Source organism: Nocardia sp. NPDC059691 (assembly GCF_042733915.1).
Lineage (GTDB): Bacteria > Actinomycetota > Actinomycetes > Mycobacteriales > Mycobacteriaceae > Nocardia > Nocardia sichangensis.
This window is the reverse complement of record NZ_JBHWFB010000002.1, coordinates 409,844-425,387: the sequence shown is the minus strand read 5'-3', so window position 1 is coordinate 425,387 and position 15,544 is coordinate 409,844. Positions and strand designations below refer to the sequence as shown.

1 protein-coding gene (only partly in view) is annotated in these 15,544 nt (G+C 71.5%); it reads right to left on the bottom strand.

All coding sequences use genetic code 11. The annotated features are described in order from the left end of the window. Positions 1-15,544, bottom strand: partial view of a non-ribosomal peptide synthase/polyketide synthase gene (locus tag ACFV2O_RS06280; RefSeq protein WP_379250577.1) — the 5' portion only. Its footprint begins 2,243 nt before the window's first position; the window shows 15,544 of its 17,787 coding nt (coding positions 1-15,544); its start codon is at positions 15,542-15,544; the stop codon falls past the left edge of the window.

Genomic DNA, 15,544 nt, shown 5'->3' with positions numbered 1-15,544 from the left:
TGCGGAAGCCGCCGATCTGCACCTGGAAGTCCGCGCGCTCGAGGTATTCCAGGGTGCCGTCGGGACGCCAGCGCACGATGTCGCCGGTGCGGTACATCCGCTCGCCGGCCGCCGCACCGAGTTCCACCGCGAACGGATCGGCCACGAAGCGGTCGGCGGTCAGCGCCGGACGGCGCTGATAGCCGCGCGCCAGCTGCGCTCCCGCGAGGTACAGCTCGCCGGGCACTCCGATCGGCGCGGGCCGCAACCGCCCGTCCAGCACGTAGACCCGGCTGTTCCAGGCGGGCGACCCGATCGGGACGGTGTGCTCCGGCTGAGTGTCGACCGCGAACGCGGTGATCGACACCGCCGTCTCCGTGGGGCCGTACAGGTTGTCCAACGTGGTCGTGCCGCTATGGCGGCACAGGAAGTCCACGGCCGTGGCCGACGGCAGCGCCTCGCCGATGGCCAGCACGTGGCGCAGCGTTTCCGGCAGCGCGCCACCCGGCTCGGCCGCCAGCAGCATGCCGATCAGGGCGGGCACCGCGTGCAGCACGGTGACGCCGTGGCGGCGCAGCAGCGCGCGCAGTAGGTCCGGGTCACGTTCGGCGCCGGGCGCGGTGACGATCAGCGACCCGCCGGTGACCAGCGCGGACCAGAACTCCCACACCGACAGATCGAAGGTCGCGGGCGTCTTCAGCAGCACCCGATCGTTCGCGCCGAGGCCGTATCTGTCCGCCAGCCAGGCGAGTTGGTTGACGATCGCGGCGTGCGGAACCGTCACGCCCTTGGGCACGCCCGTGGAGCCGGAGGTGAAGACGACGTACGCCGGATGCTCGGGACGCAGCGGACCGATCCGGTCCGCGTCGGTGATCGGCGTCGCGGCGAGCCCGGCGACGTCGAGCCGATCGATTTCCATGACAACGCAGTCGCTTTCGAACGGGAACCCGTCGCGCGAGGTGGTCAGGACCACGACCGGCGCCGCGGTGGCCACGATGTGGGCGATCCGCTCGGCCGGATGGTCCGGATCGATGGGCACATAGGCGCCGCCCGCCCGCACCACGGCGTACATCGCGACGACCAGTTCGAGCGAGCGGCGCATCGCCAGCACGACCGTCGACTCCGGTCCGACACCGGACGCGATGAGCCTGCGCGCCAACCGGTTCACCCGCCCGTCGAACTCGGCGTAGCGCAGCTCTTCGCCGGTCGTCGCGTCCACCAGCGCGACCGCACCTGGGCTGCGCGCGGTCTGCGCGTCGATCAGATCCGCCAGCGTGGCCCGCGGGACCGGCCGCCGGGTCCGGTTCCACTCGGCGAGCACCTGCGATCGGTCGGTCCCGAGCAGGTCGATGTCGCCCACCGGCAGTTCCGGCCGCGCCGCGATCGTTTCCAGCACCCGGCGCAGTTGGGCGGCGAACCGGAACGCGGTCGCGCGTTCGAACAGGTCGGTGGCGTAGCCGAGGGACAGCTCGATGCCGTCGGGCGCGCCGTCGGCGTCGTAGGCGTCCACCGCGAACAGGTGCAGGTCGAATTGCGCTACGCCATTGTCGAACTCGAACTCGCGAATCTCGAGTTCGGGCAGCCGCAGCTGTCCGCGCTCATGGTTCTGGAACGAGTAGCCGACCTGGAACAGCGGGTGGCGTGCGGTGGAGCGCACCGGGTTGAGCACTTCCACCAGACGTTCGAACGGCACCGTCGCGTGTTCCAGCGCCGCCAGGTCGGCGGCCCGCGCCCGGGCCAGCAGTCCGGCGAACGATTCGCCGCCGTCGACACCGACGCGCAGGACGAGAGTGTTGACGAACATCCCGATGACGTCGTCCAGTTCGGCGGCGCCGCGTCCGGCCACCGGCGTGCCGATCGCGATGTCTCCTGCGCCCGACCACCGCGCGAGCAGCACGGCGAAAGCGGTGTGCACCACCATGAACAGCGTCGCGCCATGCCGTCGGCCGAGGGCGGCCAGATCCGCGTGCAGCCGCGCGCCGATCGTCAGCGGAACCTTGTCCCCGCGCAGGGTCTGCCTCGCGGGGCGGGGGCGGTCGGTCGGCAGCGCCAGCTGATCCGGCAGTCCGGCGAGTGTCCGGGTCCAGAAACGGATCTCGCGGGCCGCCACCGATTCGGCGTCGTCCTCGGCGCCGAGCAAATCGCGTTGCCACAGTGCGTAATCGGCGTACTGCACGGTCAGCGGTGCCCAGTCCGGCGCGGCGCCACCACGGCGCGCGGTGTAGGCGACCATCAGGTCCCGCACGAACGGCGCGACGGACGAGCCGTCGGCGGCGATGTGGTGCAGCACCGCGGCGAGCACGAACTCCGGCCGCGCGCCCGTGCGCACGCGGAACAATCGCATCCGCACCGGAATCTCGGCGGTGACGTCGAAGGTCGTCTCCGCCAGTTCCCGTACCCGCTGTGGTAGTTCGCCTTCCGGGACATCGATCGGCCGCAGCGCCGGAGCGGTGGCGGGTTCGACGAGTTGCGCCGGTTCGCCGTCGATCTCCGGATAGCGAGTGCGCAGCGCCTCGTGCCGGGCGACCACGTCACCGAGCGCGGCGCGCAACGCGGGCACGTCCAGCCGACCGGACAGCCGCAGGGCCACCGGGATGTTGTAGGCGGTGGAGGATTGGTCGAACCGATTGAGGAACCACATGCGCTGCTGCGCGGGCGAGAGCGGGACCCGCTCCGGGCGGGACGCCGCCACCAGCGCGGGCAGGGTGCCTCCCATGGCCACCGCGCTCGCCGCCGCCGCGAGATCCGCGACCCTGGGAGCTTCGAACAGCGCGCGCACACCGACCGTCCGGCCCAGCGCCGCGCCGATCCTGCTGACCGCTTTCGCGGCCAGCAGGGAGCTGCCGCCGAGCGCGAAGAAGTCGTCGTCGGCGCCGACGGCGCGCTCCGCGCCCAGCACTTCGGCGAATACCTCCGCCACGACCCGTTCGCTCGGCGTGGACGGCGCCCGGTAGGTGGTCGATTCGAACCGTGGCGCGGGCAGCGCGGCGCGGTCCAGCTTGCCGTTGACCGTCAACGGGATGCGCGGCAGCGGGACGATCGCGGCGGGCACCATGTGCTCGGGCAGGCGATACACCAGGGCTTGCCGCAGCGCGGCGGTGTCGACGGAGTCGTCCGCGACGACCGCGTACGCGACGATGCGCGGTTCGTCCACCAGATCGGTGCGCACCACCACGGCCACTTCCCGGACCGCTTCGGACGCCTCGAGCAGCGCGACCTCGATCTCACCGAGCTCGACGCGGAAGCCGCGCAGGTTCACCTGCTGGTCCGCGCGCCCGAGATACTCCAGCTCGCCGTCGGCGCTCCAGCGGGCCAGATCGCCGGAGCGGTAGGTGAGCGCTCCGTCGCCCGCGTACGGGTCCGCGACGAAGCGGCCCGCGGTCAGGGCGGGACGGTGCAAGTAGCCGCGCGCCAATTGGCCGCCGGAGACGTAGATCTCGCCGGGCACGCCGACCGGGACCGGCCGCAACCGGTCGTCGAGCAGGCGGACGGTCAGTCCGGGCAACCCGGCGCCGATCACGCCGGCCGAGCCGGTGTGCCCGTCGATCTCCCGATAGGACACGTGCACCGTGGTCTCGGTGATGCCGTACATGTTCACCAGGCGCGGCGCGTCCGGGTAGCGGGCGAACCAACCACCGAGGCGCTGCGGCTCCAGCGCCTCGCCGCCGAAGACGACGACGCGCAACGCGAACGCGGCGGGTTCCGGCTCGGCCAGATCGGCGGCGACGAGCTGATAGAACGCCGACGGGGTCTGGTTGAGCACGGTGACCCGCTCGGCGATCAGCAGCTCACGGAACTGCCGCGGCGAGCGCGAGGTGTAGTAGTCGACCACCACCACCGTCGCGCCGGACAGCAGCGGTCCCCACATTTCCCAGACCGAGAAGTCGAAGGCGTAGGAGTGGAACAGGGTCCACACGTCCGCCGGGCCGAAGCCGAAGCGCCGCCGCGTGTTGTCCAGCAGCCGCAGCACGTTGCGATGCGGCACCACGACGCCTTTGGGCCTGCCGGTGGAACCGGAGGTATAGATGACGTAGGCAACGTGACCGGAGTGCAGCGGGGCGCGCCGATCCACATCGGTGACCGGCTCGCCGCCGAACTCGACGAGGTTCGGTGCGGCGACGTCGATCACCGGTCCGCCGAACCAGCCGCGCGGCAACTCGGTGGCGGCCCCGGCGATCGCGCAGATCGGCCGGGCATCGTCCAGGACGTATTCGATCCGGTCGTCCGGGTAGGCCGGATCGATCGGCAGGTATCCGCCGCCCGCTTTGAGCACCGCGAGCAGGGCGACCACCAGTTCCGCCGAGCGGGGCAGCGCGACGGCCACCAGTGTTTCCGGCCCGACGCCCGCGGCGATCAGCCGCCGCGCCAACCGGTTGGACCAGTCGTCGAGTTCGGCATAGGCCAGCGACCGTGCCCCGTCGCGCACCGCGACGGCGGCCGGGTCCAGCGCGGCGGCCCGCGCGAAACGCTCGGCCACACTGCCGGTGGCGTCCGCGACGTCGGGGCCGCCGACCGGCCACTCGTACAAAGCGCGATGCTGCTCCTCGGCGCTGAGCAACTGGATGTCGCCCACGACCACCGTGGGATCGGCGGCGATGGCGGCGAGCACCTGGGTGAACCGCCTGCCGAGAACGGCGACCGACGGCGCGTCGAAAAGGTCGGTGGCATAGCGGATCTCGACCTGCATGCCGTCGGCGCGCCCGTCCGGGTCGTTCGATTCGAGCACGGTGAACTGGAGGTCGAACTCGGCCACCGGCGCGTCGAACTCCTGCGCGCGCACCCGTAGATCGGGCAGCTCGAGCTCGGGCAAGGCGAAGTTCTGGAAGGTCAGCGCCACTTGGAACAGCGGATGACGGTTGCGCGCGCGGGTCGGAGCGAGCATCTCGACGAGCCGCTCGAACGGCGCGTCGGCGTGCGAGAGCGCGTCGAGGTCCTGGTCGCGCACCGCGTCCAGCACGGTCTCGAACCTGGCTCTGGAGTCGACGGCGGTGCGCAGCACCAGCGTGTTCACGAACATGCCGACGAGCCGGTCCAGCGCCGCGTCACCGCGTCCGGCGACCGGGGTGCCGATCGCGATGTCCGCGCCGCCCGACAGCCGGGCCAGCAGTACCGCCAAGGCCGCGTGCACCGTGCTGAACAGCGTGGTCTCGCGTTTGCGCGCCAGCTCGCCCAGCTCGCTGTGCAGGTCGGAATCGATCCGCAGGCGGTGCGTCGCACCGCGATGGGAGGAGATCGCCGGACGGGGACGGTCGGTGGGCAGTTCGAGTTGCTCCGGCAGGCCGTCCAGGGCGCCGCGCCAGTAGTCGAGTTGCCGCTCGGCGTCGGCGAGATCGGCCTGCCAGAGCGTGTAGTCGGCGTACTGCACCGGCAGCGGATCCCACGCGGGCGCTGCCCCGGCCCGGCGGGCCGAGTAGGCGGTCATCAGATCCTCGGCCAGCGGACCGAGCGAGAAACCGTCCGCGGCGATGTGGTGCAGCACCAGGGCGAGCGCGTATTCCGCTTGTGGCGCGCCGTCGATCGCGAACAGCGCTGCCCGCAACGGTGTTTCCGTGGTCAGATCGAAAGGCGCGGCCGCCAGCTCCCGAAGCTGTTCCCCCAGTGCGGTTTCGGCCACACGCGTGACCGGGAGGTCGGGCGCGGACTGCGGCAGGACCAGTTGTTCCGGCCCGTCCGAGCCGTCCGGGTAGACGGTCCGCAGGATCTCGTGCCGGGCCGCCACGTCGGCCAACGCCGTGGTCATCGCCGCGACGTCGAGCTCACCGGCGAGGCGCAGCGCGACCGGGATGTTGTCGATCGCGACGGCGGGCCCGGCCTGCTCGTCGGCGTGGAAGCGGTTGACGAACCAGACGCGCTGCTGGGCCGCGGACAGCGGGACGCGCTCCGGCCGCGGGCGGGGGCGCAGCGGGACGCGACCGCCGTCGCCCCGCTGCGTTTCGGCGCGAGCCGCCAACGCGGCGACCGTCGGCGCGTCGAACAGCGCCCGCACCGGAATCCGGGTGTCGAGCGCGGCGCCGAGCCGGGCCACGACCCTGGCAGCGGTGAGCGAGTTGCCGCCGAGGGCGAAGAATTCGTCGTCCAGGCCCACCCGGTCGACGCCGAGCAGCTCGGCGAACGCCGCGGCGACGAGTTTCTGCACGGGCGTCGCGGGCGCGCGGAACCGCGCGGGCTCGATCGCGGGCGTCGGTAGCGCTCGGCGGTCCAGCTTGCCGGAAGCGTTGACCGGGAATTCGGGCAGCACGACGTATGCCGACGGGATCATGTACGCCGGGAGACGCCGGGTGAGCGTCGCTTCGAGCGCACCGGGGTCGAGGTCCGCGCCGGACGCGGAGACCAGGTAGGCGACGAGCCGCTCGCCGGTCCCGGCGTCGTCGCGCACAACCACGACCGCCTGAGCGACTTCCTCCAGACCCGTTAGCGCCGACTCGATCTCACCCAGCTCGATACGCAGACCACGCAACTTCACCTGGAAGTCCGTACGGCCCAAGTATTCGAGTTCACCGTGTTCGGTCCACGCCACCAAGTCACCCGTGCGATACATCCGCGCACCCGGCTCCCCATACGGATTCGCCACGAACCGATCGGAGGTCAGATCCGGACGCGCCACATAGCCACGCGCCAGCTGGACACCCGCCAGATACAACTCACCCGCCACACCCACCGGCACCGGACGCAACCGCGCATCCAACACGAACACCTGCGTGTTGAACACCGGCGCACCAATCGGCACCGACTCGATATCGGCATCCACGACCTCGTGAAAAGTGACGTCGACCGCCGCCTCCGTCGGGCCGTACAGGTTGTGCAACGCAGCGCCGGTCAACTCCCGCAACCGATGCGCGGGCTTAGGCGGCAACGCCTCACCCGAAGCGAACACCAAACGCAGCGAATCACACTGCGCCGCAGCAGCGTCCGCGACGAACACCGCCAGCATCGACGGCACGAAATGCGTGACCGTCACCTTCTCGGCGCTGATGATCTCGGCGAGGTAGGCCGGGTCGCGATGCCCGTCCGGCTTCGCCACCACCAGACGCGCACCCACCTGCAACGGCCAGAAGAACTCCCACACCGACACATCGAACGTCGCAGGAGTCTTCTGCAACACCACATCAGCCGAGGTCAACTGGTACGCGGTCTGCATCCACACCAGGCGGTTGACGATCGCGGCATGCGAAACCGCCACACCCTTCGGACGACCCGTCGAACCGGACGTGAAGATCACATACGCCGCATTCGACGGCGCGAGCGTCCCGAGACGATCCTCGTCGGTCAGCGGTTCGCCGGAATAGTCCCAGGTATCGAACAGGTCGACGTCCAGCACCGCCCACATCCCGGCGGCCCGGCCGGACAGGTCGAGCCCGTCCGCGGAGCGGCTCAGCACGCACGCCGGCCGCACCGTTCGCAGCATGTCGGCGATCCGCCCGGCCGGATGCTCCGGATCGATCGGAACGTAGACTCCCCCGGCCGCGAGCACCGCGTACAGGGCCACCACGAGATCGACCGACCGCCGCATGCCCACCGCCACCGGCTGCTCCGGCCGCACGCCGACGGACACCAGCAGCCTGGCCAGCCGGTGCACCCGGCTCGCGAACTCGGCGTAGCTGAGCGATGCACCGTCGAAGGTCACCGCGAGCGCCTCGGGCGTCCGCGCCGCCTGCGCCTCGAACAGCGACACGAGCGTCGCGGCCGGATCCACCGGGTGCCCGGTGGCATTCCAGGTGCCCAGGATGCGGGCACGTTCCCCTGGGCTGAGCAGGTCGATCGCGCCGACGGGCACCCTCGGGTCGGCGGCCACCGCGTCGAGCACCCGGCGCAAACGCAGGGCGAACGACGCGACGGTAGCCGAATCGAACAGATCGGCCGCGTATTCGAAGATCGCGGCGAGGCCGGAACCGTCCGCCGCCTCCGTCACCGACAGGTGCAGATCGAATTTCGCCGTCGCCGTGTCGATATCGAGCCCGGAAACGGTCAGGCCGGGCAACTCGAGTTCGGTGCGGGCGGTGTTCTGCAAGTCCAGCATCACCTGGAACAGCGGATGCCTGGCCGCCGACCGCTCCGGCGCGAGCACCTCGACCAAACGCTCGAACGGCGCGTCGGCGTGGGCGAAGGCGGCCAGGTCGCGCTCGCGCACCGCCGCGACCAGGCCGGTGAACGCCAACTCGGCCCGCACGTCGGCGCGCAGCACGACGGTGTTGACGAACATGCCGACGAGCTCATCGAGCGCACGCTCGCCGCGACCGGCCACCGGGGTGCCGATCACGATGTCCTGCTGCCCGGTCAATCCGGCCAGCAGCGTGGCGAACGCCGCGTGCAGCACCATGAACAGCGAGGCGTTCGCGCTGTCCGCGATCTCGCGCAACCGGCGCCGCGTAGCGGCATCGATGGTGAAGACGTGGCGCGCGCCGCGACCCGACGCGACGGCCGGGCGCGGCCTATCGGCGGGCAGCGTCGTCACGTCCGGCAGACCGGCCAATTCGCCCCGCCAGAACCGGATCTGCTCGGCCAGCATCGCGTCCGGGTCGTCCTCGGAGCCGAGGACCTCCCGCTGCCACAACGCGTAGTCGGCGTAGTGGACGGCCAGTGGCGTCCAGTCGGGTGCGCCGCCCGCACGGCGAGCCTCGTAGGCGCGCATGAGATCACGGGTGAGCGGTGCCAGCGACCAACCATCGGCGCTGATGTGATGCAAAGCGACGACGAGCACGTGCTGCTCCGCACCGAGGCGCAGCAGGGCGAGGCGCACCGGCGGCTCGCGATCGACCCGGAAGGGCGTGGCCACCAGTTCGCGAATCCGTTCCGTCAGCCGCCGCTCGTCGACCGATTCCGCGACCAGCTCGACCCGCGCCTCCTCGACCGGGAGCACCAGTTGATACGGAATACCCTCCGCCGCCGGGTAGACCGTGCGCAATGACTCGTGCCTGGCGAGCACGTCGACCACCGCGTCCGCCAGCGCCGTCTGATCGAGCGCGCCGCGCAACCGGATGGCGGCGACCAGATTGTCCGCCACCGAGGCCGCGTCGAACTGGTTCAGGAACCACATGCGCTGCTGCGCGTAGGACAGCGGGATCAGTGTGGGGCGCGCCCCGGCGACCAGCGGCGCCCGTCTACGCGCCCGGCCGCCGGACAGGTGCGCGGCCAGCGCCGACACGGTCGGGAACTCGAACAGCGCCCGCACCGGCACCTCGGTGTCCAGCGCGTCCGCCAGGCGGGCCGCGATCTGCGTGGCGACCAGCGAATTCCCGCCCAGCGCGAAGAAATCGTCGTCCGAGCCGACCGGATCAATCCCCAGCACCTGCCCGAACACGTCGGCGACGGTCCGCTCCACCGGCGTGCAGGGCGCGCGGAAAGTCTTCGTGACCGGCACCGGGTCGGGCAGCGCCTTGCGGTCCAGCTTGCCCGACGGAGTCAGCGGCATCGCGGTCAGCGGGACGTACGCGGTGGGCACCATGTACGAGGGCAGCACCGGGCGCAGCCGCTGCTCCAGCTCCGCGGCGAGCCGATCGGGGGCGATCGCGCCGACCACGTAGGCGGCCAGCGTCTCGCCGGAGGGCTGCGCGACGATCCGCACCGCCGCCGCCCGCACGTCGTCCATGGCGAGCAAGGCGGCCTCGATCTCGCCGAGCTCGATCCGCTGCCCACGCAGCTTCACCTGGAAGTCGCCGCGGCCCAGGTACTCCAGCGCGCCGTCGCGGCGGCGGCGCACCAGATCCCCGGTCCGGTACATCCGGCTGCCCGCCGGCCCGTACGGGTCGGCGACGAAACGCTCCGCGCTCAGGTCGGCCCGGCCGAGGTAGCCGCGCGCCAGTTGCACGCCGGACAAGTACAACTCGCCGACCACGGCGTCCGGAACCGGTCGCAACCGTTCGTCCAGGACCATGGCACGGCTGCCCGGCACCGGACGCCCGATCGGCGCCGGACCGCTCGCGGCCGGGTCGACCGGGGCGTACGTGGCGTGCACGGTGAATTCGGTGGGCCCGTACAGGTTGTGCAGCCGCGCGGGGCTCACCGCGGCGAACGCGGCGGCGGCCTCACCGGTCATCGCCTCCCCTGCGACCAGCACGGTGCGCAGGGACGCGATCGCTCCCGGCGCGGCGGCGTCGGCGAACACCGTGAGCATGGACGGAACGAAGGAGGTCATCGTCACCCGGTGCGCGGCGATGGTCGCGGCGAGATACCGGGGATCGCGGTGCCCGTCGTGGTCGGCGACCACGATCCGCGCGCCCCGGGTGAGCGGCGCGAACAGCTCCCACACCGACACGTCGAAGGTGGCGGGGGTCTTGAACAGCACGACGTCGTTCGCGTCGATCCGGTATTCGTCCGCGATCCACCTGACCTGATTGACCGCCGCGTCATGCTGCACCGCCACGCCTTTGGGACGGCCGGTCGAACCGGAGGTGAAGATGACGTACGCGGTACCGGAAGCGCGCAAGGGGGCGAGACGATGCGCGTCGCCGACCGGCGCGGCGGAGTATTCGGCGACCTCAGGGGCGTCGGCCGTGAGCACCGGTGTCGCGGGTAGCTCCGCGAGCGCGCATCGATCGGCGAATTCCCCCGCCTCCTCCCGGGATCGGGTCAATACGCACACCGGGCGGGCCGCGGCGATCACCTGCGCGATCCGGGCCCCCGGCTGGTCCGGGTCCACCGGCACGTACCCACTGCCCGCCGTCAGCACCGCGTACGCGGCCACCACGAGATCGACCGAACGCGGCACGCCGAGCACGACCAACCGCTCGGGCCCCACCCCCGCGGCGATCAGCCGACGCGCCAGCCGGTTGACCGCACCCGCGAACTCCGCGTAGGTCAGCCGCCGCTCGGCATCGAGCACCGCGACCGCATCGGGGGTGCGCCGCGCCTGTGCCTCGAAGGCGGTGAGCAACGTCTCCGCCGGGTCCTGTGCGCCCGCGACGGCCTGCGCCGCCGCGAGTGCGCGCGCTCGCTCGTCGCGGTCCAGGAGAGGCAGATCGCGCACCGCGATCGCGGGATCGGCGGTGATCGCCCACAAGAAGCCGATCAGCCTGCCCGCGTAACCCGCGATGGTGGCTTCGTCGAAGAGATCGGTGGCGTAGGTGAATTCCGCGGGAACCCCCGCCGGTGCCGAACCTTCCCCGAGTCCGGCACCGGCGGCGTTCTCGGTGACCGTGAGCTGGAGATCCAGCTTGGTCACTCCGGTGTCCAGGGTACTGGTGGCGACCGACAGTTCGGGCAGTTCGAAAGCGATTGCCTCGGCGTTGTCGAAGGCGAGCAGCACTTGGAACAACGGATGGCGCGCCTGCGAACGCGGCGGATCCAGCGCCGCGACCACCCGCTCGAACGGCAGTTCGGCATGGCCGAAGGCGGCGAGGTCGTCCTCGCGTACCCGCGCCAGCAAGGCGGTGAAGGGCTCGGCGGCGTCCACCCGGGTCCGCAGTGCCAAGGTGTTGACGAACATGCCGATCAGGTCGTCGAGCGCGCGGTCGCCCCGACCTCCGACCGGGGTGCCGATCACGATGTCGTCGGCGCCGGACAGCCGCGCCAGCAGCGCGGCCAGTGCGGCGTGCGTCAGCATGAAGGTCGAAACGCCGTGCGCGCGGGCGAATTCGTTCATCCGGGCGACCAGTTCGCCGGGGAACTCGAAACCGAACACCGCGCCACGGCCGGAGGCGACCGCAGGGCGGGGCCGGTCGGCGGGCAGGTCGAGCTGGTCGGGCGCGCCCGCCAGCGCGTCGGTCCAGAACGACAGCCGATCGGCCGCGAACGAATCGTCCGAGGAGCCCAGCAACTCGTGCTGCCAGAGGCTGTAGTCGGCGTACTGAATCGGCAGCGGGGCCCATACGGGCGCGCTGCCGCCGCGGCGCGCCTCGTACGCGGTCATCACGTCGCGGGCCAGCACGCGCAGCGACAGCCCGTCGGCGGCGACGTGGTGCAGGACCAGCGCGAGGGCGTGACTGCCGTCGTCCACCGCGAAGATCCGCGCCCGGATCGGGATCTCACGTTCCAGATCGAAGCCGCGGGCGGCGAACGCGCTCAGCCGCTCGTCGAGGTCGGCGGCGCCGATCGCCTCCGGCGCGGCGGCGATCGGCGCTACCGACAACACGACCTGCCGTGCCGCGAGCCCCGCGCCGTCGCCGGGCAGGAGCGCGGGGAAGATCGTGCGCAGCACTTCGTGGCGGAGAACCAGGTCATCGAGCGCCTGCCGCAGCGCGGTGACGTCCACCGCTCCGCGCAGCCGCACCACGAAGGGCATGTTGTAGCTCGCGCCGGCCCGCTCGAACCGGTTGAGAAACCAGATGCGCTGCTGCGCCGGAGAAAGCGGAACCAGCGGCGGCCGTGGCCGTGCCCGCAGCTGCGCGACCAAGGACGCGCCGCCGGATCCACCGGCCCGCTCGACGAGCCCGGCGAGTTCGGCCACCGTGCAGGCGGCGAACACGTCGCGGACTCCGAGCGGGCAGTTCAGGTCGGCGGACAGCCGCGCGGCGACCTGCGTGGCCACCAAACTGTTTCCGCCGAGTGCGAAGAAGTCGTCGTCGCGACCGACCAGCTCGTTACCGAGCACTTCGGCGAACACCCGCGCGACCGCCCGTTCCACGGGGGTGGCGGGCGCGGTATAGCCCGTCGAAGCCCTGCTCGGGACAGGTAGAGCGGCGCGATCCAACTTTCCGGACGCGTTCACCGGCAATGTGTCGAGCACCACGTAGGCGGCGGGCACCATGTACCCGGGCAGCGCCTCGGCCGCCACGGCGCGCAGCCGCTCCGGCCGCACCGCGCCGGGCACCGCCGCCACGACGTAGGCCACCAACTGCTCGCCGATCCCCGTGTCGTCGCGCACCACGACCACCGCGCGGGCCACCGCGTCCACCCTGGCGAGCACGGCCTCGATCTCGCCGAGTTCGATGCGCAGACCGCGCAGCTTCACCTGGAAGTCCGTGCGGCCGAGATACTCCAGCTCGCCCTGCGTGGTCCATCGCACCAGGTCACCGGTGCGATACATCCGGTTCCCCGCCGGTGCGGGCCCGCCGAACGGATCGGCTACGAACCGCGCCGCGGTCAGTTCCGGTCGAGCCACATAGCCCCGGGCGAGCTGTACCCCCGACAGATACAGCTCACCCGGCGCCCCGACCGGCACCGGCCGAAGCCGCGAGTCGAGAACATGAAGCCTGGTGTTGAACACCGGCGCGCCGATCGGCACCGAGAGGGTATCGGTGTCGGCGACTTCGTGAAAGGTGACGTCGACCGCCGCTTCCGTCGGACCATACAGATTGTGCAGGCGAACGCCGGTCATGGCGCGCAGCCGCTGGGCGAGCGCGGCGGGCAGCGCCTCCCCGGAGGCGAACACCGTGCGCAGCGGCGTGCGGAACGCGCCATGCTGATCGGCGAGGAACGCCGCGAGCATCGAAGGAACGAAATGTGCTGTGGTGACTCCGTATTCGTCGATGACCCAGCGCAGATAAGCGGGATCGCGGTGCCCGTCCGGCTGGGCGAGCACCAGCGTCGCGCCGATCTGCAGCGGCCAGAAGAATTCCCACACCGACACGTCGAATGTGGCCGGAGTCTTCTGCAGCACAACGTCTTGCGCCGATAGTCGGTAGGTCTGCTGCATCCACACCAACCGGTTGACGATCGCGCGGTGGGTGATGGCGACGCCCTTGGGCAGACCGGTCGATCCGGAGGTGAAGATCACATACGCCGGATGCTCCGGCCGCAAGGCCGCGACTCGTTCCCGGTCCCATATCGGCCCCGCCCCGACCGTCTCGTCGGCTCGGTCCACCCGCACCACCGGCAGACCGGACAGCTCCGGCGGCCGCTCGTCCCCGGCGATGAGCACGCAGGCCGGACGGGCCGTGGCCAGGATGTGCGCGGTGCGCTCGGGCGGGTGATCCGGATCCAGCGGCAGATAGGCGCCGCCCGCGGCGAGCACCGCGTACATCGCGACGACCAGCTCCGGCGAGCGCGGCAGGCGCAGCGCCACCAGCGTTTCGGGCCCGACGCCGAGCGCGATCAGTGTGCGGGCGAGTCGATTGGCGCGCGCGGCGAGGTCCCGGTAGGTCAGGTCCGGCGCACCGGCGGCCCGCAGCGCCACCGCGCTCGGCGTGCGGGCCGCCTGCGCCTCGAACATCGACACCAGCGTCGCCACGGGAGCGAAGGCCGCGGAGCGACCCGGCAGCTGCGCTTCCACGTCGAAACCCGTCTCGTTCCAGATCCGGGTGCTGACCTCGAGTTCCAGCTCGGTCGCGACTTCCACGGCGGCGAGCGCGGTGTCCGGCTCGGTGGCTGCCAGGCGCTCCAGATAGCGGAGGAACCGGGCGTGCTGCCTGGCGACGTCGTCGGCGGTGTACAGGTGCGGATTGGCCTCGAAGTCGACGTGCACCCGGTCCCGGTCGCCGTAGTAGACGTTGAGACTCAGGTCCTCGACCGGACCGGTGGACAACACGTGGTACCGCCCCACGGTGGCGCCGAGGGTGAGATCGCTGCGGAACAGCATGATGTTGGCCAGCGGGCCGAACAGCCCGCGGCGCGCCGGACCGGCGGCGCGCTCGGTGTCGCGCTGGATGTCCTCGTGACGGTAGCGCTGGTGGCGCAGCGCCCCGGCGACCTCGACGCGGGTGGCGCGCAGCAACGCGCCCCAGCTGCCGTCGACCGGCAACCGCAGCGGCACGATGTTCGACAGCATGCCCGCCGAGCGCCGCAGCGCCGCGGTGGTGCGCGCGGTCACCGGCAGGCTCAGCACCGCCTCGTCCCGGTCGGTCAGTCGTGCCAGGTAGGCGGCGAACGCCGCGAGCAGCACCACGGCGAGCGTCGAATCCTGGCTCGCGGCAAGCGCGTTCATCCGTTCGACGAGTTCCGGCGTGAGCGCTCGCCCGGCGATCAGGTTGGTCGCGCCACGGGGTGCGGAGCGACCGGTGAGGCTGGTCACGCCGTCCAGCCCGGCCACCCGCCGAGCCCAGTGCGCGCGATCGGACTCGAACCGGGGGCTGCTCCGGTAGGCGAGTTCGGCCTGCGTCAACGAGGCGAGCGTCCCCGGCCGCACGGCCTCGGGTTCGGTGCCGAGCATCCGCGCGGTGTACCGCTCGGCCACCCGCGTGGTGTTGGTGAGCGCGCCGTAGCCGTCCAGCACGATGTGATGAGCCCGCAGGTACCAGAAGTACCGCCGCTCGGCGACGCGCAATACGGCGCCCGCGAACAGCCGGTCGGTGCGCAGGTCGACCGGCGCGCTCGCGTCCGCGCGCATCCAGGCGTGCGCCGCGGCCACCGGGTCGGCCTGGTCGCGCAGGTCGATCAGCGGAATGTCGACCGAGAGACCGAAGTCGACGTACTGATGCGGGACGCCGCCGGATTCCCCCAGCCGCACCAGCACCGACTCGTACTCGCGCGCCGCCTCCATCGAGACCTCTTGCAGCAGAACGGCATCCAACTCGCCGTGCACGTCCACGTACTGCGCGACGTTGATCGGCGCGTCCGGGTCGAGCAGCTGCGCGTACCAGACGCCGAGCTGCGCGGGCGCCAGAGCGAACGGTTCGGGTGCGATCCGGGACGACTCCGGCTCGACGGAACGCGGCGGCAACGCGCTGGCCCCACCCAACTCCGTATCGTGCAC